Raw genomic sequence first — 24,424 nt, 5'->3', positions numbered from 1 at the left:
GGAAGCGCCCGAAAAGTCGCCTTCGGCCCGATAGATTCGGCTGGTCGGGAGACTGCGCACCAGGCCGGCTCCGGCATCCGCGTGCGGAACGGAGGCAGCCGGCGATGGCGACGGTGCGGGAGGCGACCTACGACCTGCTGCGCGCGCTCGGCCTGACCACTGTCTTCGGCAACCCGGGCTCGACCGAGGAGCCGTTCCTCCAGGAGTTCCCGGCCGACTTCCACTACGTGCACGCGCTCCAGGAGGCGTCGGCGGTCGCCATGGCCGACGGCTACGCGCAGGGCACCGGCCGGCCCGCGCACGTCAACCTGCACACCGCGCCGGGCACCGGCAACGGCATGGGCAACCTGGTCACCGCCTGGCACAACCGGACGCCGCTGATCGTCAGCGCGGGCCAGCAGACCCGCGAGATGCTGCTGATCGAGCCGCGCCTGGCCAGCCCGCGGGCGGTCGAGCTGGCCCAGCCGTACGTCAAGTGGGCCCACGAGCCGGCCCGCGCGCAGGACATCCCGGCGGCCTTCATGCGGGCGTACGCCTCGGCGGTGCAACCACCCGCCGGGCCGGTGTTCCTCTCCCTGCCGATGGACGACTGGGACCGTCCGGCCGACCCGCCGCCGCAGGTGCGTACCGTCGCCACCCGGATCGCGCCGGACCCGGACCGGCTGCGGCGCTTCGCCGGCGCGCTGGCCGCCGCCCGCACCCCGGCGCTGGTGCTCGGCGCGGCGGTGGACCGGTCGGACGCCTGGCCGGAAGCGGTAGCGCTGGCCGAACACCTGGCCGCCCCGGTCTGGGCCGCCCCGGCGCCGGAGCGCGCCGTGTTCCCGGAGCGCCACCCGCACTTCCGGGGCGTGCTGCCGTACGCGATCGGGCCGCTGTCGGAGGCGCTGCGCGGCCACGACGTGGTGCTGGTGGTGGGCGCGCCGGTGTTCCGCTACTACCCGCACGTGCCGGGCGACTACCTGCCCGGTGACGCGCGGCTGCTGCACGTCACCGACGACCCGGACGAGGCGGCCCGCGCTCCGGTCGGGGAGAGCCTGCTCGGCGACGCCGGGCTGACCATGGCCGCGCTGCGCGAGCTGCTGCCGCCGACCGACCGGGCGGCGCCGTCACCGCGCCCGCAGCCGGCCCCGCCCGAGCCGGCCGACCCGCCGAGCGCCGACACGCTGTTCGCCGCGCTCGCCGCCGCGTGGCCTGCGGACGGGGTGCTGGTGCAGGAGTCGCCGTCCAACCTGGCCGCGCTGCGCCGCCGGCTGCCGATCGAGCGGCCCCGCTCGTACCTGACGATGGCCAGCGGCGGTCTCGGCTTCGGGCTGCCGGCGGCGGTCGGCATGGCGCTCGCCGAACGCGACACCGGGCGTGGCCGCCCGGTCGTCGCGGTGGTCGGCGACGGCTCGTTCCACTACTCGGTCCAGGCGTTGTGGACGGCGGCGCGGCTGCGCCTGCCGCTCGCCGTCGTGGTCCCGGTGAATCAGCAGTACGCGATCCTCAAGGCGTTCGCCGAGCTGAAGCACACGCCTGGTGTGCCGGCGCTGGACCTGCCCGGGCTGGATGTGACGGCGGTGGCGCACGGCTACGGCTGCGCCGGTGAGGTGACCACGCCGGACGGGCTCGGTGCGGCGCTCGCCGCCGCGCTCGGCGCGGACCGGCCGACGGTGCTGCCGGTGCCGATCAGCACCGACGTGCCGCGGATCCTGTGAGTCTCAGCCGGGCCGGACGGTCAGCGGCGCGCCGCTGGCGGCGTCCAGCACGGCCCGGCCGCCGAGCGGCGCGCCGAGCGTGACGCTCACCGGCTTCATCACGAGCTGGGCGGTGCAGGGGCCGGTGGGCGTAACCACGGCGCCGCCGATCACCACCACGTCCGGCCGTTCCAGCACCAGCGGGGTGGGCGGGCCGTCGCAGGCGCCGACGCCGAGCAGGTAGTCGATGCGGTCGCCGTCGACCGCCCGCAGCTGCTGCGCGGACACCAGGCCCGCCGGGAGCGGCCGGGCAGGCACCGCGCCGCCGGGGGCCCGGCCGGTCACGCGCGGTGCGACAGCGATCCGCGCCACGGGTACGGCCAGCTCGTCCACTGTGAACAGCCAGGCGGGCACCTCGGCACGCCCTCGGCTGGTCCAGACCGGTGCGGTGCCCAGCCGTACCCCGGTCACGGTGAGCGCCACGCACGCGCCCGGCGCCGAGGTCGACACCGGGTCGTTCGGGCCGGGCCGCCCGGTCGGTGCCGGGTCCGGTGCGGCCGGGCGCCCGTCGCACGGCGGCGGGTCGCCCTGGTGGAGTTCGGCGTACGCGTCGGCGGCGCTCACCAGCGGCACCCGCAGCGTGCCGTCGGGGAACCGGATCGTGCCGTCCTTCGGCACGTCGGCCGGCATCGGGATCTGGTCCCGGTACCAGCCGGCGCCGAACGCCGTCTTCGTCTCCTCGGTGAAGCCCGGGTCGCCGGTGAGCACTGTGGCGTCCTGGAGCGGCACGTACCCGTCGCGCCAGCCCGGCCCGGGCCGCCAGCCCGCCGCCACCTCCTCGGCCCGCTCGGTGAACGCGGGCCGCTGGTCCGGGCCGGCGGGCGGGGCCGTCCCCGGATCGGCGCCGGGCGTGGCGCAGGCGGAGAGGGCCAGCAACGGGATCCCGAGCAGGGCGAGCACGCGACGCATACGGGTTGGACGCCTGCCCGTCCCGGCCGGTTCCCCTCGGCTCAGTCCTCGCCGCCGAGGTCGGCCTGGTACGCCTCCCAGAGCAGGTCGGCGCCGTGCCGCCGGTGCCGGTCGAGCGCGCGCACCAGGTCGCGGGTGCGGGCCCGCACCTCCGCGGCGGACACCCCGGGCAGGCGTACGGCGTGCTGGAGCGCGGCCAGCGCCGCACTGATCGCGGCGTGCTCGCCGACCAGCAGGCGTACGCCCCGGTCCAGCCGTGGCGCGGCGCGCACCAGGTCGGCGTAGTGCCCACCAACTCCCTCGGTGACGCGGACGTGTTCGGTGAAGCCCCGCCGGACGGGGTCCAGATCGGTGAGAAGTCGCTCCCGCCAGCGCGGCCCGGTGGCCGGTGCCCGCCCGAGGGCGCGCAGGTCACCGACGGCGCTCGGGAGCACGGCGGTCGGCTGCTGGATCGGACTGGTGACCATGGGACACCTCCCGCTGCTGGGTGCGAACCCGTATGGCGATGGTGGACCTGGTTCGAGGGCCTGTCCAGCGGTCCGCGCCGCCTCATCTGCCTCTCGGGCATCACCGGCCCCAGCCGCCCCGCAGGCCCCAGAGACGGCGGCCCCAGAGACGACTGTGCGCCCCGGTCCGGGTGGACCGGGGCGCACAGGCCGTGTGGTGGAGGTGCCGGGAATCGAACCCGGGTCCTTCGCCGGTTTGTCAGGGCTTCTCCGAGCGCAGCTCGCTATGCCTCTACTCGGCCCCACCGCTCACGCGAGCAAGTTGGTGTGACGGGCCCAGTCGCTGATTGATCTCGCCGCACGGACCCCGCGACCGGGTCCGATTGGCCAGCCTTCTAGCTGATGCCGGCTAACTGGGTCGAAGGCGCTCCCAGGCCGACAGACTTGCTACTCGCCTCAGGCGGCGAGAGCGAAGTCAGCGCGATTGTTCTTGGCGCTTATTGGTTTCCGACGACCGATTCTCGAGACGACGTCGGCTTCCTCGGCTCGCTTCCCCTGTCGCTGCGTACGAAGTCGAAACCAGTCACCCCCTCGAAGCGCTGCCCCTGTCGGCAGCACACCAAGCCTAACGCCTGGCGCAACCGGTTTCATCCCGAGGCCCGCTCGACGCGGGCCACCGGACGAACCGGACGTATCACTCAGCCATGCCCTTGCCGCGCCGGCCCACCGCCCGGGCGATCTCCCGGTCGGCGTCCCGCTTGGCGAGGTCCTGGCGCTTGTCGTACGACTTCTTACCCCGGGCCAGGCCGATCTCCACCTTGGCCCAGCCGTCGGAGAAGTAGACCTGCAACGGCACCAGCGTCAGGCCGCTCTCCTTGAGCTTGCCCAGCAGCCGGTCGATCTCCAGCCGGTTGAGCAGCAGCTTGCGGGTACGCCGGGGCTCGTGGTTGGTCCAGGTGCCCTGCGCGTACTCCGGGATGTGCATGGCGTGCAGGTAGATCTCGCCGTCGCGCTCCTGGGCGAACGCGTCCACGAGCGACGCCCGCCCGGCCCGCAGCGACTTGACCTCGGTGCCGGTCAGCGCCATGCCCGCCTCGTACGTGTCGAGGATGGCGTAGTCGTGGCGTGCCTTCTTGTTGGAGGCGACCACCTTGCGACCCTTTTCCCGTGGCATCGGCGCCACCCCCTTCCTGATCGACTCACCGGCCACCGGCCGGCGAGCGGAGATCATGCTACCGGAACCACAAGGGCCCTCCCGCGCCGTTTATTCCGGCGCGGGAGGGCCCTTGGCAGAGCCGTACGGGCGACTAGACCCGCAGGTAGAAGCGGAGCGTGACCCAGGCGGTGACCGCGCTGACCACGCCACCGACGGCGGCCATCAGCGGGAAGGTCAGGAAGATCTCGGACCAGGAGATCGGGGTGATCAGGCCCTCCAGGGCGGCCATCGAGCTGCCGGCCGCCACCACCTTCACCCCGATCAACGCGAGCAGGCCGAGGATGGAGCCGAACAGACCGGCCACCACCGCCTCCAGCACGAACGGCGCCTGAATGAACCAGTTCGACGCGCCGACCAGCTTCATGACCGCCACCTCACGCCGCTTGCTGTACGCGGCGACCTGGATGGTGTTCGCGACGAGCAGCAGGGCGGCGATGGCCATCACGGTGGCGATCGCGAGCGCTCCGTTCTGGAAGCCGCTCAGCACGCCGAAGACCTTGTCGAGCAGCTTGCTCTGGTCGACGATCGTGTCGATGCCCTCGGTGGCCTTGTACTTGTCGTAGATCGCCTTGTACTGCTCCGGGTCGTTCAGCTTGACCCGGTACGACTCGGGAAGCTGGTCCGGCTTGACGGCGCTGACCAGGTCCGGGGCGTCGGCGTACATCTGCTGGAAGCGCTCGTACGCCTGCTCCTTGTTGACGTACGTCGAGTCCTTGACCAGCGGGTCCTGGCCGAGCTGCTGACCCAGCGCGTCGACCTGTTCCTTGGTGGCATCGGTCTTCAGGAAGATCGAGACCTCGACGTTCTCGTAGTAGAGGTCCTTCATGTCGCCGACCTTCTGGTAGAGAAGGCCGCTGCCGCCCAGCATGAACAGCGACACCGCCATTGTGATGATCATGGCGATGGTCATGGTGACGTTGCGCCACAGCCCGACCAGTACTTCGGACAGGACGTACTTCATCCGCATCGGGATATTCCTCCGGCTCTCCGGCGTGAGGTTTCGTCGTCAGGGTCTACGGAACGTCGTCCGGCTCAGCCGTAGACGCCGCGGGCCTGGTCGCGCACGATGCGGCCGCTCTCGATCTCGATGACCCGGCGCCGCATCTGGTTCACGATGTTGGAGTCGTGCGTGACCATCACGACGGTCGTACCGGTGCGGTTGATCCGGTCCAGCAGGCGCATGATCTCGATCGAGGTGTCCGGGTCCAGGTTTCCGGTCGGCTCGTCGGCCAGCAGGATCAGCGGCCGGTTGACGAACGCCCGGGCCACCGCGACACGCTGCTGCTCACCACCGGACAGCTCGTGCGGGTAGCGGTGCTCCTTGCCGCCGAGACCGACCAGCTCCAGCACCTCCGGCACGACCCGGCGGGCGACCGCCTTCGTCTTACCGATCACCTCCAGCGCGAACGCCACGTTCTCGTACGCGGTGCGGTTCGGCAGCAACCGGAAGTCCTGGAAGACGCAGCCGATGGAACGCCGGAAGTGGGGTCGCTTCCAGGAACGCATCGACGTGACGTCCTTGCCGTTGACGACGACCCGGCCCTTGTTGGGCGTGACCTCGTGCAGCAGCAACTTGATGATGGTGGACTTGCCGGAGCCGGATGGACCGATGAAGAAGACGAACTCGCCCTTCTCGATCGAGACGGACACGTTGTCGAGCGAAGGCCGGGACGCCTTCGGGTACGTCTTCGTCACTTGCTCAAGCTGAATCACGGGTCGGTAGTCTACGCGGTGTAACCGCAGAGCCAAGCCCCACGCCCCGTCGAAGCGGTGCGCGTCATCGATTTACCCGGTCAGACCGAGATCGATGACGCGCTGCGTCCAACCGTGATCACGCACTGTCAGCACTGAGCTGCTGCTGCTTCCGCCAGCGGATTCCCGCCTCGATGAAGCTGTCCAGGTCACCGTCGAAGACCGAGGACGGATTGCCCGTCTCCTGCTCGGTACGCAGATCCTTCACCATCTGATACGGGTGCAGGACGTACGAGCGCATCTGGTCGCCCCAGGAGCTGGTGCTGCCGGTCTTCAGGCCGGCCAGCTTCTCCTCCTCCTCCTGCCGCTTGCGCTCCAGCAGCCGGGCCTGGAGCACCCGCATCGCGGACGCCTTGTTCTGGAGCTGGGACTTCTCGTTCTGGCAGGTCACCACGATGCCGGTGGGGATGTGGGTCAGCCGCACCGCCGAGTCGGTGGTGTTGACGCTCTGCCCACCCGGCCCGGACGACCGGTAGACGTCCACCCGGACCTCGTTCTCCGGGATGTCGATGTGGTCGGTCTGCTCGGTGACCGGCAGCACCTCGACCCCGGCGAAGCTGGTCTGCCGGCGGCCCTGGTTGTCGAACGGGCTGATCCGCACCAGCCGGTGCGTGCCGGACTCCACGCTGAGCGTGCCGTAGGCGTAGGGCACCTTCACCGTGAAGGTGGCCGACTTCAGGCCCGCCTCCTCGGCGTACGAGGTCTCGTAGACCTCGGTCGGGTAGCCGTGCCGCTCGGCCCAGCGCAGGTACATCCGCAGCAGCATCTCGGCGAAGTCGGCGGCGTCCACGCCACCGGCGCCGGCCCGGATCGCGACGAGCGCCTCCCGCGAGTCGTACTCGCCGGAGAGCAGCGTCCGGACCTCCATCTCCTGGATGGCCTTGGTCAGCCCGGTGATCTCCGACTCGACCTCGGTCAGCGCGCCCGGGTCGTCCTCGGCCTGGGCGAGTTCCAGCAGCACCCCGGCGTCGTCGAGCCGGGAGCGCAGGTCACCGAGCTTGGTGATCTCGCCGTTGACGTACGACAGCTGCGACGTCACCTGCTGCGCCTTGGCCTGGTCGTCCCAGAGGTCGGGGGCGGAGGCCTCCTGCTCCAGCCGGGCCTTCTGCTCGCGCAGCTTGTCGAGATCGAGCACAGCCTCGATGTTGCGCAGCGTGGCGTCGAGGTCCTTGAGCTGTTCGGCGTAATCGGCAGCGGTCACGACAGACAAGACTACTGCCTGGTCGACGCAGGTGGTCAGCCGACGGGCGCGGTCTTCAGCCAGGACAGCGCCGCCTTGTGGTAGGCGACGGCGAACTCCAGCGCGCTGGCGTCGTAGCTGTCGCCTTCCTTCTTGGCGTTCTTGACCTGCTCCCGCACCGCCGCCAGCGCCTCGGTGTGATACTCGTTCGCCGTCGCGTACAGGTTCTTGAGCTGGCTCGACGAGTGCAGGTCACCGAACGCGATCCGTAGCGCTATCGGGTTACGGATGGTGTCCTTGCCGGGATTCTCCGCCAGCCAGCGGGAGAATGTCCGTTTCCCGGCCGCCGTCAGCGCGTACGGCTGGCTCATCCGCGGCCCGGGCTTGCCGAGACGCACCAGACCCTTCTCGGCCAGGACCGGCAGCTCCCGGTAGACCTGACTGCGGGTCATCGACCAGTACGGCGCCAGCCGGCGCTCAGCGGCGGCCATCAACTGGCCGCCAGTCATCGGGCCGTCGTGCAGCAGACCGAGCAGAGCTGCTGCCGTCGGGTTGACTCCGGATTCCGCCATGCCCTCTAAGCTGCCACTTTGTCGGCTCTGGCGTCCAGGATTTGCTCATTTCGGCACCCGATGACGGGTCCGATGTGCACTGTCGGATGAGGAAGAGGGCCCGTCCCGGCCGGGACGGGCCCTCTCGGAGCGCCTCAGCCCATGTGCGGGTAGACGTGATCGGTCGGCGGGACGAACGTCTCCTTGATCGTCCGCGGCGACATCCAGCGGACCAGGTTGTGCCAGGAGCCCGCCTTGTCGTTGGTGCCGCTGGCCCGGGCGCCGCCGAACGGCTGCTGCCCGACCACCGCGCCGGTCGGCTTGTCGTTGATGTAGAAGTTGCCGGCGGCGTACCGCATCTTCTCCGCCACCTGGTCGACCACCCGGCGGTCGGTCGCGAAGATCGATCCGGTCAGCGCGTACGGCGCGATCGACTCGGCCTGGGTGACCACGTCGTCGAAGCGGGCGTCGTCGAAGACGTGCACGCCGAGGATCGGCCCGAAGTACTCGGTGGTGAACGTCTCGTGCGCGGCGTCGGAGCACTCGAACAGCGTCGGCCGGACGAAGTAGCCGACCGAGTCGTCGGCGGTGCCGCCGGCCAGGATGCGGCACGAGTCGTCGCCCTTGATCAGCTCCAGCGCGGCGGTGTGCCGGCCGAACGCCTTGTCGTCGATCACCGCGCCGCCGAAGTTGCTGAAGTCGGTCACGTCGCCGTAGGTCAGCGAGTCGGCGGTGGCGGCGAGCCGGTCGCGCAGCCCGCCCTCCCAGATCGACCGCGGGACGTACGCCCGCGAGGCGGCCGAGCACTTCTGGCCCTGGTACTCGTAGGCGCCCCGGATCAGCGCGGTGTGCAGCGCGTCCACGTCGGCGCTGGGGTGCGCGACGACGAAGTCCTTGCCGCCGGTCTCGCCGACCAGCCGGGGGTAGCCCCGGTAGCGGGCGATGTTGTCGCCGACGGTCTTCCACAGGTGCTGGAACACCTTGGTCGAGCCGGTGAAGTGGATACCTGCGAGGTCCGGGTCGGCCAGCGCCACCTCGGAGACCTCCTCGCCGCGCCCGGTGACCATGTTGATCACACCGGGCGGCAGGCCGGCGGCCTCGAACAGGCGCATGGTGAAGTGCGCCGCGAACTGCTGCGTCGGGGACGGCTTCCAGACCACAGTGTTGCCGAGCATGGCCGGCGCGGACGGCAGGTTGCCGGCGATCGCGGTGAAGTTGAACGGGGTGATCGCGTAGACGAACCCCTCCAGCGGCCGGTGGTCGAGGCGGTTCCAGACCCCGGGCGAGGACAGCGGCTGCTCGGCCAGGAGTCGCCGGGCGAAGTGCACGTTGAACCGGAGGAAGTCGATCAGCTCGCACGCCGCGTCGATCTCGGCCTGGACGGCGGTCTTGGACTGGCCGAGCATGGTGGCCGCGTTGAGCGTGTCCCGCCAGGGGCCGGCGAGCAGGTCGGCGGCGCGCAGGAAGATCGCGGCCCGCTCCTCGAACGGCAGCGCCCGCCACATCGGAGCGGCGTCCTTGGCGGCCCGGACCGCGGCGCGGGCGTCGTCGTGGGTGGCGTGCCCGGTGATGCCGAGGACGTGCGCGTGCTTGTGCGGCTGCACCACGTCGATCGAGGCGCCGCCGGCCATCCGGCGCTCGCCCGCGATCGTCATCGGCAGCTCGATCCGCTCGGCGGCCAGTTCGGCCAGCCGCCGCTGGAGCCGTTCCCGGTCGGCACTGCCGGGCTCGTAGGTGTGCACCGGCTCGTTGAGCGGCTCGGGTACGGAGAACACGGCGTCCATCACAGGCTCCTGGCGATCTCGACGGCGACGGCGAAACCGGACCCGCTGGCGCCGGCCGGCGGCCGGACGCCGGACACCGCGGGGTCAGCGGCGGCGGGACCTGGCCCGATTCTGTCACGAGACGCCCCCGCGGGCCGCGCCTCCCCGCCACACCGGACAGCCGGATCATCTCGGGACCGTCGGCTCAACCCACCCACACCCGACGAAACATCGGATCGCAACCCCCGTTCATCGACGATTCGTCGGCACCCGCGCGGACCGATTGATCGACTCCACTCGGGGGGACGGCGGCATCCGAGCCCTCGGGATACCACCAGATCGGCGTACTGCAGTCGATCAAGGCGCGGACGGCACACGGCCCGCCCGGGGAGCGGCGGCACGCCGCGTACGCTGGATGACCGGTGACCTGCCCCGCCCGACGCGGGAAGATCCGGCGACCGTCGAAGGGAAGACGATGAGCAACCAGCCCGGCAGCTCCACGGCCGCGGAGACGGATCAGCCCGAGGCCGTCGAGCCCACCACGGGCGACGGGACCGCCGTCGAGACGCCCTCCGGCGAGGAAGCAGCCGGGCACGCGGACGAGGGCACTGTCACCGGTGGGCGGCCGGAGTTCGCGCCGGGCGCGATCGTGCTCGCCCTGATCTCGGTCGGGTGGCTGGCCGCCATGCTCTGGTCCACCCGCGAGGCGATCCACTCCACGGCGGCAGGCGTCACCGCGATCAGCCTCTCCGCGTACGCGCTGCCCGGCGTCATCACCGCGGCGCTGGTCACCGGCGCCACGGTGGCCCTGCTCGCGACCAACCGGCTGGGCCGCGCCACGCTGCGCTTCCTGGCCGCCGTCGGCACCGGCCTCCTGGTCGGGCTCGTCACCGCGGTGGCGATCAACCTGACGTACGCGGACAACGCCACCACGAACACGATCGCCGGTACCGCGGCGGCGGCAGCGATCATCGGCGGGGCGATGGCCGGTGCGCGCCAGGCCCGGGTGGTGGGGGCGATCACCCTGGCCACGCTCACCGCGCAGATCTTCGTGGTGCTGTTCAGCCGCGTCCGCGACCCGCTCTCCGACCTGTTCGGCGCCGGGGAGACCCAGCAGTCGGTGCTCGACGCCGCGAAGTGGGTCTCGCGTACCGAGTCGCTGCTCGCCGGGCTGCTCGCCGGCCTGGCCGCGTACCTCTATCTCACCTGGTCCCGGCGCCGGGCGGAGCGCCGCGACGGCGCCGCGTCGCCGCTGCGCTGGCCGGCCTACCTGGTCGCCGGGGCGGGCGCGGGCCTGCTCCTGCTGCTCACCGAGGTGATCATCCGGATCGGCGGCCGTGGGCTGCTCGACCTGGCCGCGGCGCTCAGCGAGGCCGACGAGGTGGCGCAGACCGCGCTGGGCACCTCGCGGGTGGACAACGGGATCTGGGTGCTCTTCGTGGGCGCGCTGACCACGCTCATCGTCTTCGGGCGCACGCTCGGGCCGCGCCCGGTGGACGACGACGAGGACGAGCCCGCGGCCTGAACCGCGCGCCGTCAGCCCGCCTCGCGCAGGAGCAGGTCCAGCTCGGTCACGTCGTACCACTCCAGTTCGTGGTCCTCGGCGCCGTCGACTGTGAACTGGGCGTCCGGGTCGCCGGCCTGGGCCTCCACCACCACGTCGACGGCGGCGGCCACATCCTCGACCGCGTCCGCGCCGTCCACGTGCAGCGCGGCGACCGACTTCACGGGTACCGGTCCGACCGGCCGGACCACGCTCGACCCCAGCTCGCCGCCGACCCGCTCGACCGCACGGGCCGGCAGGTCGGCCGAGACCACCACCCGTCGCCGGGGCGCGGCGGGGTCGTGCCGGAGCAGGAGCAACGCGTCCTGGGCGGCCCGGGTGAAGGCCACGTACTCCAGCTCCTCCTCGTCGCCCTCGGCGTACCACTCGCGCAGCTCCGGGGTCACGGCGTGCGCCGCCTCGGCGCTCAGCCCCTCCTCGCGCAGCCGGGCGAGCATGGGAACGGTCGCCGGCAGGTACACCCGGACAAGCTCGTCGGTCACCGGTCACTCCCACACTCAGGCCGATCGTCGGCGGACGCCGACTCCGGGCGCCGATCATGCCGTACGCCGAGACCGTCATACACCCGGCACCCGCGCGGGTGAAGTCTCCCGCCGGTGTGTCTCCCGAACGGGCGCGCGGCGATGTCACCTGGTGATGGCAAACTGAAGCAAACGCAACCAACCCCGGGAGTCACACCGTGGAGTCGAGGTTCCTGCTGCTGTCCGACGTCGCCGCCGAGCTGAACGTGTCGGACTCGCAGGTCTACCACATGGTCCGCAGCGGCGAACTGCCCGCGATCAAGATCGGTGGCCGGGGCCAGTGGCGGGTCGAGCGCGCCCGGCTGGAGGAATACATCGAGCGCAAGTACGCCGAGACCGCCGAATGGGTACGCGGCAACCCGCTCGGTGAGCGCGACGAGGAGTGACCACCCGGGGACCGTGGGCCATTGACGGCGATCGTCCATGTCCGGGAAGATGAGAACCTGTCGGAGGCAAACGAAGGCAAACGCAAGGATTCGAGATGGTCGACACCCGCCGTCCCCGCGCACCCCGCCCGCCGGTCCGTCTCCGGCCCGCCCCGCCGCTCGACCCGCCGTGCACCGACGAGGAGCAGCTCTGGAGTCCCGTCGGTCAGCTCACGCTCGACCTGGCCGACCCACGCCGCCGTGCCGCCACACGCCCCGCCGGTCGAGCACCGGACCCGGCGACCGCCTGGCCCCGCTGGTCCGGGGCGCAGGCGTCAGCCCTCGCCTCCGCCACACCAGAGGGAGCGCGAGCCGCGCACCTGTTCGTGCGCACCTTCCTGGAGATCGTCAACGGCTTCCGGCCGCCCGGTCAGCTCCGGCCGCTCTGCCTGCCCGAGTCGGCCGGCCCGGTGGCAGCCGAGCTGACCCGCGCGGCCCGCCGGGTGACACCGGTCCGCCGCCGTACCGCCCGGCCGGCGCTGCTGCTGCGGCGCCTGCGGGTGTGCGAGCCGCGCGCGGGTGCGGTCGAGGCCACCGCCGTGTTCGCGGGCGCCGGCGGCGCGAGCTGGGCGGTGGCGATACGCCTGGAACGCCGCCGAGGCACCTGGCTGTGCCAGGTCCTGGACGTCCTTTGAGCCCGGCCATCACCTCCCCGACCTGGCCCGACGCGCCGCGGCCACCCGGGCCGATCGGTGTGCGGACGCCCGGCACCCAGCGCCCGGGCCGGCGCGATCTTGGTACCAAACGGCCCTCATAGGGGCCCTTTCCTACCAAGATCTCCACCGCTCCCACCAAGCGGAACGCCAATCTCGCTCAACGGGAGGCTCGCCGCAACAACCAGCCGAACGAGGATCTCCACCCCACCCCACCCCACCAAACCCCCGCGATCTTGCACTTTCGTACCCCCGATTCCGGCATGAATCGGTCACAACAGGGGCCGCAACTGCAAGATCGACCGAGGGAGGGCGCGAGTGAGGGCGGGAGGGAGGACGGGAGGACGGCGACGGGCCCCGGCCTTGGTGGCCGGGGCCCGTCGTGGGTGTTCGGGGTCAGTTGCCGCCGTTGGGCGAGCCGTGGCAGCGCTTGTACTTGCGGCCGGAGCCACACGGGCAGGGCGCGTTACGGGACGGGCCCTCGCCACCGTCGACCTGGCCGGGCGCGGCCCGCCGGGCGGTGCTGGCGGCCACAGCCTGGCCGCTCGCCCCGGCCGGCGCACGGCGCGGCGTGGTGGCGGCCGGGCGCTCCGAGGACTGCTGGCCGATGCCGAGCGCCGGCGCCTGCTGCTCGGGCCGCTCGATCACCGGGGCACCCCGGCCGGCCTCGCCGTCCACGGCGGGCGCGGAGTATTGCAGGCCCTGCTGCTGCGGCGCGCGGTTGAGACCCTTGGCCCGGATCTCCACCGGCTTCTCCAGCAGCTGCACCTCCTCGGCCTCCGGCTCCGCCTCCTCGACCTGGACGTCCAGGTTGTAGAGGAAGCCGACAGTCTCCTCCTTGATGCCGTCCATCATGGAGGCGAACATGTCGAAGCCCTCGCGCTGGTACTCGATGACCGGGTCGCGCTGGGCGTACGCCCGCAGGCTGATGCCCTCCTGGAGGTAGTCCATCTCGTAGAGGTGCTCGCGCCACTTACGGTCGATCACCTGGAGCAGGACCATGCGCTCGAGCTGACGCACCGCCTCCTCGCCGAGGCTCTCCTCACGCCTGTCGTACGCGGCGTGCGCGTCCTCCTTCAGGCGGGCGAGCAGGAAGTCCTGGTCGATGCCCGAGCGGGAACCGACCTCCTCCTCCAGCTCCTCGACGGTGATCCCCACCGGGTAGAGCTGCTTCAGGCTCGACCAGAGCTGGTCGAGGTCCCAGTCCTCGGCGTAGCCGTCGCTCGTCGCGCCGACCACGTACGCGGTCACCACGTCGTCGATCATGTTGCGGACCTGGTCGGACAGGTCCTCGCCGTTGAGCACCCGGAGGCGCTCGGCGTAGATCACCTGGCGCTGCTTGTTCAGCACCTCGTCGTACTTGAGGACGTTCTTGCGGATCTCGGCGTTCTGGCCCTCGATCTGGGCCTGGGCGCTCCTGATCTGGCGGGTGACCATCTTCGACTCGATGGGCACGTCCTCCGGGATGTTGAAGCGGTCCATCACGGCCTCGACCGCGCCGGCCCGGAAGCGCTTCATCAGCTCGTCCTGGAGCGACAGGTAGAAGCGGGACTCACCCGGGTCACCCTGCCGGCCGGCGCGACCGCGCAGCTGGTTGTCGATCCGGCGGGACTCGTGCCGCTCGGTGCCCAGCACGTAGAGCCCACCGGCGGCGGCGACCTCCTCCGCCTCGACGTCGCACGCCTGCTTCCAGGTCGGGAGGATCTCCTCCATCGCCTTGGCGTACTCCTCCGGCTGCTCGACCGGGTCGAGCCCGCGCTGGCGCAGCTCGTTCGCGGCGAGGAACTCGGGGTTGCCGCCGAGCAGGATGTCCGTACCGCGGCCGGCCATGTTGGTGGCGACGGTGACCGCGCCCTTGCGCCCGGCCTGCGCGACGATCTCCGCCTCCTTGGCGTGGAACTTCGCGTTCAGCACCGAGTGCGGGATGCCGCGGCGGCGCAGCATGTGCGACAGGATCTCGGAGTTCTCCACCGAGACGGTGCCGACCAGCACCGGCTGGCCCTGCACGTGCCGCTCGGCGATGTCCTCGACGACGGCGTTGAACTTGGCCTTCTCGGTCTTGTAGATGACGTCGGGCCGGTCGAGCCGGACCATCGGCCGGTGCGTCGGGATGGTCACGACGCCGACCTTGTAGACCTTGTTGAACTCGCCCGCCTCGGTCTGGGCGGTACCGGTCATGCCGGAGAGCTTCTCGTAGAGGCGGAAGTAGTTCTGGAGGGTGATGGTGGCGAGCGTCTGGTTCTCCTGCTTGATCTCCACCCCCTCCTTGGCCTCGATCGCCTGGTGCATGCCCTCGTTGTAGCGGCGGCCGTGCAGGATGCGGCCGGTGAACTCGTCGACGATCAGGACCTCACCGTCGTTGACGATGTAGTCCTTGTCGCGCTTGTAGAGCTCCTTGGCCTTGATCGCGTTGTTCAGGTAGCCGACCAGCGGGGTGTTCACCGACTCGTACAGGTTGTCGATGCCCAGGCGGTCCTCCACCTTGGCCACGCCGCGCTCGGTGATCGCGATGGTGCGCTTGGCGTAGTCGACCTCGTAGTCGCCCTCGCCGTCGGTGCCGGGCTGGAGCCGGGCCACCACGGCGGCGAACTCCTGGTACCACCGGGCGGAGTGCTCGGCCGGACCGGAGATGATCAGCGGGGTACGCGCCTCGTCGATCAGGATCGAGTCGACCTCGTCGACCACGGCGAAGAAGTGGCCGCGCTGGACCAGCTCGTCCTTCGACCAGGCCATGTTGTCGCGCAGGTAGTCGAAGCCGAACTCGTTGTTGGTGCCGTAGGTGATGTCGCACTCGTAGGCCGCGCGGTGCTCGCTGGCGGGCCGGTTGGGCAGCACCACGCCGACCTGCAGGCCGAGGAACTCGTGGACGCGGCCCATCCAGGCGGCGTCGCGCTCGGCCAGGTAGTCGTTCACCGTGATCACGTGCACGCCCTTGCCGGCGAGCGCGTTCAGGTAGACCGGCATGACCGAGGTGAGCGTCTTGCCCTCACCCGTCTTCATCTCGGCGATGTTGCCGAAGTGCAGCGCCGCGCCACCCATCACCTGGACGTCGTAGGGGCGCTGGCCGAGCACCCGCGAGGCGGCTTCCCGGCACACCGCGAACGCCTCGGGCAGCAGGTCGTCGAGGGTCTCGCCATCCTCGAGCCGCTCCTTGAACTGGTCGGTCATGGCACGCAGCTCGTCGTCGCTGAGGTTGACGTAGTCGTCCTCGATCGAGTTGACGGCGGCAGCGATGGCCTTCAGCCGACGCACCATGCGGCCCTCGCCGGCGCGAAGGAACTTTTCCAGAATCGACACGGATCAACGCTCCCCTAGACGGTCTCGAACCATCGTAGGCGCTCCGACGCGACGATGGTCACTGGTGGCGGCGGTCCGGGCTCCGGAACCCGACATAACGCCGCGACCGTGCGCCACCGGCCGCTAATCGGGTTACGCCGTGCGCGAACGATCCGGCACGATGGCTCGAATGGAGCCTGTGGAGATCATCGAGGACGGCCTGCTGCTGCGCCCGTGGCGCGCGGAGGACGCCGACGCGGTGCACCGTGCCTGCCAGGATCCGGACATCCAGCGCTGGACCACCGTACCTCGCCCGTACCTGCCGGAGCACGCGAGCGAGTACGTCACCACGATCAGCGCCACCGCCTGGGCCGAGGGCACCGGTGCGCTCTTCGCGGTCTGCGACGCCGGCACCGGTGAGCTGCTCGCCTCCTTCGGCCTGGTCTCCGTCGACCGCGCGCGGGAGTCGGCCGAGGTGGGCTACTGGACCGCGCCGTGGGCCCGGGGCCGGGGCGTCGCGGTCCGCGCCACCCGCGCGCTCGCCCGCTGGGCGTTCGACGCGCTCAAGCTGCGCCGGCTCACCTGGCAGGCCGAGATCGGCAACCACGCCTCCCGGCTGGTCGCGCTGCGCGCCGGCTTCCGGATCGAGGGTGAGCTGCGGCTTGCCGACCCCAGCCCCGGCGGCCGGCCCGAGGGCTGGATCGGCTCGCTGCTTCCCGGGGAGGTCGCCGCCGCCGGCGACCCGGTCCCCTACGGCCCGGACACGCTCCAGGCCCGCCGCGCGGCGGTCTTCGGCCGGCCGCAGCCGGTCCTGTTCGCCACCGCAGGCGACACCGAACTGCGGCTGCGCGCGCTGGAGGAACGCGACCTGGCCGCGGTGACCCGCACCTGCCAGGACGAGCAGACGATCCGCTGGACCACGGTGCCGCACCCGTACCGGCCGGAGCACGCCGAGGGCTTCCTGCGCGACCTGGTGCGCCCGGCCTGGGCGCGGGGAACGGCAGTGACGTTCGCCGTGGCCGACCCGGACGACCGCTACGTCGCGTCGATCGACCTGCGCCTGCTGCCGAACGACCCGCTGGTGGCCGACGTGGGCTACATGACCGCGCCGCACGCCCGCGGCCGGGGCTACCTGCCGGCCGCGCTCGCCGCGGTGTGCGCCTGGGGTTTCACCACGCTCGGCCTGGCCCGGATCGAGTGGCGGGCGAACGTGGGCAACACCGCCTCGCGGCGGGCCGCCGAGAAGGCCGGGTTCACCGTCGAGGGCACGCTGCGCGGCGGCGTCCAGCACCGCGGCGAGCGGCAGGACGTGTGGATCGGCGGCCTGCTGCCGGGCGACCTGGCGTGACGCCGGAGACGATCGAGGGGTACGGCGTACGGCTGCGGCCGTGCCACCTCGCGGACGTGCCCGAGATGGTGACCGGGTGCGCCGATCCGGAGATCCGCCGGTTCATGCCCCTGCTGCCCGACCCGTACGACTCCGGCGCCGCCCGCTGGTGGGTCACCGAGGGCGCGCCCGCGGCGTGGGCGGCGGGCGGTGCGGCGTACACGATCGCCGACCCGGCGAGCGACCGGCTGCTCGGCAGCATCGGGCTGACCCGGCTCAGCGCGGAGCGGGCGACGTACGAGATCGGTTACTGGGTGGGAGCGGCGGCGCGCGGCCGGGGCGTGGCCACCGCCGCCACCCGGCTGCTGACCGAACGGGCGTTCGCCGCCGGGGCGGCCCGGTTGGAGTTGCTCACCCGCACGGAGAACGTGGCGAGCCAGCGCATCGCGCTCGCCTGCGGTTACCGGCACGAGGGCGTACGCCGGGCGGCAGGCGCGGACGGCGACGGCGTACGCCAGGATCTGATCGCCTGGGTGCGGCTGGCCGACGACCCGCCCGGGCCGCTCGCCCGGTTGCTGCCGGACCTGCCGGACGGCCGGCTCACCGACGGCGTGGTGACGCTGCGCCCGGTGGAGCCGGCGGACACGGACGCGCTGTACCGGCTGCACTCGCTGCCGGAGGTGGTGGCGAACCGGGTGCCGCCGGTGGCGCCGGAGCGGGCGGCGCTCGCGCGCCGTTGCCGGCTGGCGGCGAGCCGCTGGCTCGCCGGAGAGGCCGCCGACCTGGCGATCGTCGACGCGGTCACCGGCGCTGTCGTCGGCGGCTGCGCGCTGTTCTACGACGAGCCGGCCACCGGGCAGGCCATGATCGGCTACAGCCTGCTGCCCGAGGCGCGCGGGCGCGGGCTGGCGGCCCGGACGGTCCGGCTGGTCGCGGGGTGGGCGTTCGGCATCGGGGTGGCCCGGCTGTGGGCCGGCACGCGGCCGGACAACGTCGCCTCGCAGCGGGTGCTGGAACGGGCCGGCTTCCGGCGGGAAGGGCTGTTGCGCGGCCGGCTGCCCGGCCCGGACGGCGCCCGTGTCGACTCGGTGGTCTACGGCCGGCTGGCCACCGACGAGAACTGAGTACGGGCCCCCGCACGGGGGCCCGTACTCACCGGTCAAGGGGTCACGTGTCGAGCTGGATGATCCCGTAGTCGTACGCGTGCCGCCGGTAGACCACACTCGGGCGGCCGGACTCCTTGTCCTGGAACAGGTAGAAGTCGTGGCCGACCAGTTCCATCTGGAACAGCGCGTCGTCGACGGTCATCGGTTCGGCGGGGTGGACCTTCGCCCGGGCGATGTGCCACGGCTGGTCGTCGGGTTCGGTGTGGCCGCTCTCGTCGGGGCGTTCCGCGACCGCTGTGGCGGTGCCGTGGCCGTCGAGCGCCGCCAGTCCGGGCCCGTCGAGGTCGGCAACCGGCAGGCCGGCGGTCGCGGCGGCCACGGAGATCGGCGCATGCCGTCCGCGGTGTACCCGGCGACGGTCCGCCGCGCGGCGGAATCGCGTGTCCAGCTTGGCGATGGCGGCGTCGAGCGCGCTGTAGAAGTCGTTCGTGCAGGCCTCGGCCCGGATCACCGGGCCGCGCGTCACGCACGTGATCTCCACCCGCTGGCAGGTGTCCGCCTGGCGTGGATTGCGCTCGTGGAACAACTCGACGTCCACGCGAATGAGCTTCTGGTCGTAGCGTTCGATCTTCGCGAGCTTCTCGGCTACGTGCACCCGGTAATGGTCCGGCACTTCGACGTTACGGCCCTTGACCACGATGTCCACGTGACCTCCCTTGTTCGGACGGTCGTTCGGTCCGGATCATCCGGTCGACGCACCCGGGAGGGCCCCGCTCGGCGTCGACCGGTGTTGTTCGGCTACGCCTCCTTCCAGTGCCGGGGGAAGGTTTGACCCTCACTACCCCCGACACCGAAACGCTAACTCCTGTACGGCCAACCGTCACCCCTGGTTGCCGAAGGCGGTCGCGAAATTTAACAGCTCATACACCATGGGGTGAAACGGATACACGAAGCGTCACCGACGGTGCCGCTTTTGCGTTGCGGCGAGCACGGCCGCGGCCTTTGGCGTCATTCCCGCGCGGTGCAACATCCGGCTCACCGCCGCCAGCGTGGCGCCGGTGGTGACGATGTCGTCGAGCAGCACGACCGTCTCCCCCGGCCGGTGGCCGGCCGGCGGGCGGCGCAACCGGAACGCCTCCTCGGCCGCGGCGGCCCGCCCGGCGCTGTCCAGCGCCACCGAGTCGGTCCGGGGCAGCGCCCGCAGCGGGCGCAGCACGCGTACCGGCCAGCCGGCCGCGCCTAACCGGGCCGCCGCCGGCCGGACGAGCCGGTCGAGGTGGTCGCCGTAGCGGGCCCGGGCGGCGCGAGCGGTGTCGGGCACCGCCACGAGCGTGACCGGGCCGGGTTGCCCTGCCGCCACCGCGACCACCTCGGCGAGCAGCGCGCCCAACGGCCGGGCCAGCCCGTGCCGGCCCCGTTCCTTGTACGCCAGCAGACCCTCGCGCAGCGCGCCGCCGTACGGGCCGAGCGCGACGCAGGGCGGCAGGCCGGGCGGAGCCGGATCGGGCCGGGCAGGTGCGGGACGCAGCGACTCCAGCTCCCGCACGCAGCCGGGGCAGAAGCCGTGCCGCAGCCGTACCGATCCCGCGCCGCAGCCCGCGCACCCGGCGGGCAGCACCAGGTCGGTCAGGTCCGACCAGAGCCCGCCCAGGTCACGCACGGACGGCTCAGTAGAGGAAGAACGGCGCGGTCGGGTTGGTCGCCCGGCTGCCCGACGGAACGTCGAGCACCTGCTCCCGCTTCACGTAGTCGAACGGGTTGTTCCGCCAGGCCGCGCCGTCCGTCTCGAACATGAACGAGAACGCGGCCAGGCCGCGGTCGCCGCCGCCCGGATAACCGGCGAGCTGGGTCACCGGGGCGCCGATCTCCACCGCCAGCGGGGTCTCCCAGGCACCGTCGACGCTGAGCTGGTGGATCGCCGAACGCCGGTCCGCCTCGTTGCCGGCGAGCGCCAGCTCGTTCTCCGCCACCCAGTCCACCACCGTCACGCCGGTGAGCAGCGTGGTCACCCGGCGGGGCTGTCCGAGGCTGACCACGCCACCGTCGACGCTCACCGCGGCGACGAAGACCGCGCCGCCGGAGGCCAGCGCGATCCGGTGGCCGTCGAGGGAACCGGCCACAGCCGTCACCGGCCCGGGAACGGACAGCGGGATCTCGCTCATCCGGCCCGCGCCGTCGAACCGGTAGAGCCGGCCGTCCGCCGCCACCAGACCGGCCGGGCGGGCCTTGTTCAGCGACCGCAGCCAGGTGGGACGGCTCATCGCCCGGAACGTACGGTCGCCGGGGCTGAGCATCGCGACCGGTTCCGGACCGGTGCCCACCTTGAGCCGCCTGCGGTTGTCCGACCCGGTCACCACGAGCGCGGCGAGCACCTGGTCGTCGGCGCGGGCGAGCGACGCGGAGACCACGTTGCGGTTCTCCGCGGGCGGCAGCGGCACGGCGGCACGCGACTCGTTGCCGAACGCCAGGGGGCGGACGGCGCCGTCGTAGACGGCGAACCGCATCGGATCGCCGCCGCGTGGATAGGCGGCGGTGGAGACGCGCTCCCGCCGCAGGTCGACGGTGAGCCGCTTCTGGTTCTGGATCTTCAGGTCGACCTGGCCGTCGAGGTCCGACAGCGACCATGCCAGCTGGGTGCCGAGCCGGGTCAGCCGCTGCTCGTTGGCGCCCGGCATGTTCAGGTTTATCTCCCAGTGGCCGTCGGCGCCGGTCGCATTGTTGATCAGCTGGGTGCCGTCGGGCAGCCCGGTCACGCCGGGCGCCAGCCAGTCCGACGGGCGGTCGGCCAGCCACTTCATCACCTCGGTGATCCGGCGTTCGGTCGGCGCCGACGAGGGCAGGTAGCGCTGGTCCGGCACCAGCCGGGTCAGGTCGGTGTTCCAGAAGTAGACGGTGCGGGGACGGTAGTACTCGCGCATCGCCGAGTCGCTGGCCAGCAGCACGTTCGGCAGCTCGGTGATCAGCAGGCCGGTACCGGCCTGCTCGGCCCGGCGCAGCTCGAAGGCGTACTGCGTCTCGCTCGCCACCGGCGGGCCGAGCGTGCCGTCGGCGCGCAGCACGCCCACCTGCTGCACCTTGAGCGTCACGGTGCTGGTGCCCTGGTTGTTGGGCGGCGTGCTCTCCGGCTTCTCCCGCAGCCGCACCACTGTCAGTTCGACCTCGCTGGTCTGCGGCTTGCCGGGAAGCAGGTCGCGGGCCTCCGCGGCGAGGAACTTCCGGGCCCGGGCGTACGCCTGGTCGCGCTCCCCTGCCGCGGCGGCCCGCAGGTAGTTCTCGATGAAGGGCACCGGCTCGCTGCTGTCGGCCGGCTCGGGCGGCCGGGCCGGGCTGCCGTTGAGCGCCCCGGACTCGGCGGCCGGCACCGAGCCGTCCACCTGCACGTCCGTCTGGTCCGGGATGCCGCATCCGGCGAGCGCGGCCGGCAGCAGCGCGCCGGTCAGCAGCAGGGCCAGGACGCGGCGGTTCACGGCCGCGCCTCCGCGTGGTCGCTTCCGCCGGCCGGTCCGGCGGTCAGCGCCGCGACGCCGCCGCCGGGCCCGACGGCGGGCAGCCCGCCGTCGCGGGGGCCGCCGAACGGCACCGTGGCGTCGGCCGGCACCAGCCGCAGCGGGGAGGTGGTGAGCCGGTCCCCGGCCCGGGCCGGCAGGGTGAGGCGGAACTGCGCGCCCTGCCCCGGCGCGCCCCACGCCTCCAGCCAGCCGCCGTGCAGGCGGGCGTCCTCCAGGCTGATCGACAGGCCCAGCCCGGTGCCGCCGGTCTGCCGGGCGCGCGACGGGTCGGCCCGCCAGAAGCGGTTGAACACCAGCTTCTCCTCCCCCGGCTTGAGGCCGACCCCGTGGTCCCGCACGGTGATCGCCACCGCGCTCTGGTCCTGGCCCAGGGTGATCCGTACCGGCTTGGCCTCGCCGTGCTCGACCGCGTTGCCGACCAGGTTGCGCAGCACCCGCTCGACCCGGCGCGGGTCGACCTCGGCGATCACCGGAGTGTCCGGCAGGTCCAGCTCGATGGTCACCCCGACCCGCTCGGCCAGCCCGGCCAGCCGCTCGGTCACCCGGTGCACCACCGGCACCAGGTCGGTCGGCTCGCTGTCCAGCACCGCGAAGCCGGCGTCGAACCGGCTGATCTCCAGCAGGTCGGTGAGCAGTTCCTCGAACCGGTCCAGCTCGGCCTGGAGCAGCTCGGCGCTGCGGGCCACCGCCGGGTCGAACTCGTCGCGCTCGGCGAAGATCAGGTCGGCTGCCATCCGTACCGTCGTCAGCGGTGTCCGCAGCTCGTGCGAGACGTCTGAGGTGAACCGGCGTTGCAGCCGGGACATCTCCTCCAGCCGGAGGATCTGCCGTTGCAGGTTCGTCGCCATCTGGTTGAACGAGGCGGCCAGCAGGGCGAGGTCGTCCTCGCCGGAGACCACCATGCGCTGGTCGAGCAGGCCGGCGGAGAGTCGCTGCGCGGTGCGCGCGGCCACCCGTACCGGCGTCACCACCAGGCGGGTGACAAGGGCGGCCAGCAGGCCGAGCAGCAGCACCAGTGCGACGCCGGTGGCGACCACCGTGGCCCGGGCGTCGGCCGCCGTCGCGTCCTGCCGCGCCAGGGGTACGAGGTAGTAGAGCTCGACCTGCCCGAACTTGGTGGGCACCGGGGAGCCGTAGACCAGGTATTTCGTCCGCTCGCCGCCGAGCGAGCCGGTACGGATCTGGTGTGCGACCTTGCCGGAGGCGACTGTGGCCCGCAGCTCGTCGCCGATCACCGCGCCCACCGGCACGTCGGGCGTCGTACGCGGCTCGATGAACTCGGCGAAGTTGTCGGCGGTGATCGCCACCACCACGCCGCTGGTCTGGGTGGGGTCTCCGCCGGCCAGGTAGTTGACGGTGCCGTCGATGGTGTTCTGGAGCTGCGCCTCCTGCGGCTGGCTGTAGAGGTTGAACTGCTTGGCCGCGTACTCGCTGCCGTTGCTCAACCGCAGCCGCACGTCGGTCTCGGCGTTCTCCAGCAGGATGCTCGTGATCTTGTCAGCGATCAGATAGGCGAAACCGCCCACCAGCAGGCTCGACGCCACCAGCGTGATGGTGACCACACGGACCTGGAGCGACCGCCGCCACGCCTGGTGCACCGCGGCCACCAGCCGGGCGACCCGGCCGGTCAGGGCGAGCCAGATCGCCCGCACGGCGTGGAGCCGGCGGGACGCGGCGGTCGGCGGGTCGGGCATCGGGGTGGTCACCACAGTGCTGACCAGGCTATCCGGTACCCGCCTTGTAGCCCACGCCCCGCACGGTGAGGATGATTTCGGGTCGCTCCGGATCCGGCTCGATCTTGGCGCGCAGCCGCTGGACGTGCACGTTGACCAGGCGGGTGTCCGCCGCGTGGCGGTAGCCCCAGACCTGCTCCAGCAGCACCTCGCGGGTGAAGACCTGACGCGGCTTGCGGGCGAGCGCGACCAGCAGGTCGAACTCCAGCGGCGTCAGCTTCACCTCCTCGCCGTCGCGGCTGACCGTGTGGGCCGGCACGTCGATGGTGATCTGGTTGCCGGGCGGGCCGATGGTCAGCATCTCCGGCGCCACGTCCTCGCCGCGGCGCAGCCGGGCCCGCATCCGGGCCACCAGCTCCTTGGGCTTGAACGGCTTGACCACGTAGTCGTCGGCGCCGGACTCCAGCCCGAGCACCACGTCGACTGTGTCGCTCTTGGCGGTCAGCATCACGATCGGCACGCCGGACTCGCCCCGGATGGCGCGGGCCACGTCGATGCCGCTCATGCCCGGCAGCATCAGGTCGAGCAGGACGATGTCGGGTCGGTTGTCGCGGAACGCGGCCAGCGCCCGTTCGCCGTCCGCGACGAAGGACGGCACGAAGCCCTCGCTGCGCAGCACGATGCCGAGCATCTCGGCGAGGGCGGGGTCGTCGTCGACCACGAGTACCCGGGCTCTCATGGGGTTTATCGTTCCATCCCCGTTCGTCTGGAGTGTTCGGCGTCTCCACGAGACCGTAGCGCCGAGCGGCCCCGCGCA

At 72.0% G+C, this 24,424-nt stretch carries 21 protein-coding genes and 1 other RNA gene; 6 read left to right on the top strand and 16 right to left on the bottom strand.

Features of this window, described 5'->3' with window-relative positions; genetic code table 11:
* The first annotated feature begins 104 nt into the window (after window positions 1–104).
* The gene (gene mdlC, locus FB454_RS28950; RefSeq protein ID WP_145823868.1) at window positions 105–1,697 is read left to right on the top strand and encodes a benzoylformate decarboxylase; all 1,593 of its coding nucleotides are present in this window, start codon (window positions 105–107) and stop codon (window positions 1,695–1,697) included.
* A 3-nt stretch (window positions 1,698–1,700) separates the two neighbouring features.
* On the opposite strand, the gene FB454_RS28945 is transcribed toward mdlC, so the two are convergent.
* The 9 genes from FB454_RS28945 to pruA all read right to left on the bottom strand — a co-directional run bounded on the left by FB454_RS28945 (window position 1,701) and on the right by pruA (window position 9,574).
* Window positions 1,701–2,645: a hypothetical protein gene (locus tag FB454_RS28945; RefSeq protein ID WP_114919506.1), complete on the bottom strand. Its 945-nt coding sequence runs from the start codon at window positions 2,643–2,645 to the stop codon at window positions 1,701–1,703.
* Between the two features lie 41 nt (window positions 2,646–2,686).
* Window positions 2,687–3,112, bottom strand: coding sequence for a hypothetical protein (locus FB454_RS28940; RefSeq protein ID WP_013284228.1), 426 nt, complete (start codon window positions 3,110–3,112; stop codon window positions 2,687–2,689).
* 194 nt (window positions 3,113–3,306) lie between these two features.
* Window positions 3,307–3,682: a transfer-messenger RNA gene (gene ssrA, locus FB454_RS28935) on the bottom strand.
* A gap of 103 nt (window positions 3,683–3,785) precedes the next feature.
* Window positions 3,786–4,265: an SsrA-binding protein SmpB gene (gene smpB, locus FB454_RS28930; RefSeq protein WP_013284227.1), complete on the bottom strand. Its 480-nt coding sequence runs from the start codon at window positions 4,263–4,265 to the stop codon at window positions 3,786–3,788.
* Window positions 4,266–4,398: 133 nt separating this feature from the next.
* Complete coding sequence (gene ftsX, locus FB454_RS28925; RefSeq protein WP_091418746.1) at window positions 4,399–5,274, bottom strand: permease-like cell division protein FtsX; 876 nt, start codon at window positions 5,272–5,274, stop codon at window positions 4,399–4,401.
* Window positions 5,275–5,339: 65 nt separating this feature from the next.
* Complete coding sequence (gene ftsE / locus FB454_RS28920) at window positions 5,340–6,020, bottom strand: cell division ATP-binding protein FtsE (RefSeq protein WP_013284225.1); 681 nt, start codon at window positions 6,018–6,020, stop codon at window positions 5,340–5,342.
* Window positions 6,021–6,138: 118 nt separating this feature from the next.
* Complete coding sequence (gene prfB / locus FB454_RS28915) at window positions 6,139–7,260, bottom strand: peptide chain release factor 2 (protein WP_013284224.1); 1,122 nt, start codon at window positions 7,258–7,260, stop codon at window positions 6,139–6,141.
* Between the two features lie 35 nt (window positions 7,261–7,295).
* Complete coding sequence (locus tag FB454_RS28910; protein ID WP_013284223.1) at window positions 7,296–7,811, bottom strand: PadR family transcriptional regulator; 516 nt, start codon at window positions 7,809–7,811, stop codon at window positions 7,296–7,298.
* A gap of 134 nt (window positions 7,812–7,945) precedes the next feature.
* Window positions 7,946–9,574 (bottom strand): L-glutamate gamma-semialdehyde dehydrogenase, encoded by a 1,629-nt coding sequence (pruA, locus tag FB454_RS28905; protein WP_030271125.1) that lies wholly within the window; start codon window positions 9,572–9,574, stop codon window positions 7,946–7,948.
* A gap of 454 nt (window positions 9,575–10,028) precedes the next feature.
* Here pruA and FB454_RS28900 point away from each other — a divergent pair, with 454 nt between their 5' ends.
* Window positions 10,029–11,078, top strand: coding sequence for a hypothetical protein (locus FB454_RS28900; protein ID WP_030271126.1), 1,050 nt, complete (start codon window positions 10,029–10,031; stop codon window positions 11,076–11,078).
* Between the two features lie 11 nt (window positions 11,079–11,089).
* Here FB454_RS28900 and FB454_RS28895 read toward each other — a convergent pair whose 3' ends face one another.
* Complete coding sequence (locus tag FB454_RS28895) at window positions 11,090–11,599, bottom strand: DUF6912 family protein (RefSeq protein WP_013284220.1); 510 nt, start codon at window positions 11,597–11,599, stop codon at window positions 11,090–11,092.
* Window positions 11,600–11,796: 197 nt separating this feature from the next.
* On the opposite strand from FB454_RS28895, the gene FB454_RS28890 reads away from it, so the two are divergent.
* Together FB454_RS28890 and FB454_RS28885 are read left to right on the top strand one after the other, a co-directional pair.
* Window positions 11,797–12,024, top strand: a complete 228-nt coding sequence (locus FB454_RS28890; RefSeq protein WP_013474124.1) for a helix-turn-helix domain-containing protein — start codon at window positions 11,797–11,799, stop codon at window positions 12,022–12,024.
* A 95-nt stretch (window positions 12,025–12,119) separates the two neighbouring features.
* Window positions 12,120–12,698 (top strand): Rv3235 family protein, encoded by a 579-nt coding sequence (locus FB454_RS28885; RefSeq protein WP_030271128.1) that lies wholly within the window; start codon window positions 12,120–12,122, stop codon window positions 12,696–12,698.
* Between the two features lie 414 nt (window positions 12,699–13,112).
* Here FB454_RS28885 and secA read toward each other — a convergent pair whose 3' ends face one another.
* Window positions 13,113–16,013 (bottom strand): preprotein translocase subunit SecA, encoded by a 2,901-nt coding sequence (secA, locus tag FB454_RS28880; protein WP_013284217.1) that lies wholly within the window; start codon window positions 16,011–16,013, stop codon window positions 13,113–13,115.
* Window positions 16,014–16,182: 169 nt separating this feature from the next.
* On the opposite strand from secA, the gene FB454_RS28875 reads away from it, so the two are divergent.
* Together FB454_RS28875 and FB454_RS28870 are read left to right on the top strand one after the other, a co-directional pair.
* Window positions 16,183–17,340, top strand: coding sequence for a GNAT family N-acetyltransferase (locus FB454_RS28875; RefSeq protein WP_071096654.1), 1,158 nt, complete (start codon window positions 16,183–16,185; stop codon window positions 17,338–17,340).
* Complete coding sequence (locus tag FB454_RS28870; protein WP_145823867.1) at window positions 17,337–18,443, top strand: GNAT family N-acetyltransferase; 1,107 nt, start codon at window positions 17,337–17,339, stop codon at window positions 18,441–18,443. Before FB454_RS28875 ends, FB454_RS28870 begins: the two co-directional genes overlap by 4 nt.
* Before the next feature lie 43 nt (window positions 18,444–18,486).
* Here the strand turns inward: FB454_RS28870 and hpf are convergent, their stop codons facing one another.
* From hpf to mtrA, 5 genes are all read right to left on the bottom strand, one after another.
* On the bottom strand, window positions 18,487–19,131 hold the full coding sequence (gene hpf / locus FB454_RS28865; protein ID WP_013474120.1) for a ribosome hibernation-promoting factor, HPF/YfiA family: 645 nt from the start codon (window positions 19,129–19,131) through the stop codon (window positions 18,487–18,489).
* Between the two features lie 249 nt (window positions 19,132–19,380).
* Window positions 19,381–20,085 (bottom strand): phosphoribosyltransferase family protein, encoded by a 705-nt coding sequence (locus FB454_RS28860; protein WP_145823866.1) that lies wholly within the window; start codon window positions 20,083–20,085, stop codon window positions 19,381–19,383.
* Window positions 20,086–20,092: 7 nt separating this feature from the next.
* Window positions 20,093–21,892 (bottom strand): LpqB family beta-propeller domain-containing protein, encoded by a 1,800-nt coding sequence (locus tag FB454_RS28855; RefSeq protein ID WP_013284212.1) that lies wholly within the window; start codon window positions 21,890–21,892, stop codon window positions 20,093–20,095.
* Complete coding sequence (gene mtrB, locus FB454_RS28850; protein WP_145823894.1) at window positions 21,889–23,628, bottom strand: MtrAB system histidine kinase MtrB; 1,740 nt, start codon at window positions 23,626–23,628, stop codon at window positions 21,889–21,891. The genes FB454_RS28855 and mtrB overlap by 4 nt, the downstream gene beginning before the upstream one ends.
* 28 nt (window positions 23,629–23,656) lie before the next feature.
* A complete protein-coding gene (gene mtrA, locus FB454_RS28845) occupies window positions 23,657–24,346 on the bottom strand; it encodes an MtrAB system response regulator MtrA (RefSeq protein ID WP_013284210.1) in 690 nt (229 codons plus the stop codon).
* Window positions 24,347–24,424: the final 78 nt, after the last annotated feature.

It is taken from the genome of Micromonospora sp. CNZ297, from assembly GCF_007827625.1.
This window is presented reverse-complemented; position numbering and strand designations above follow the sequence as displayed.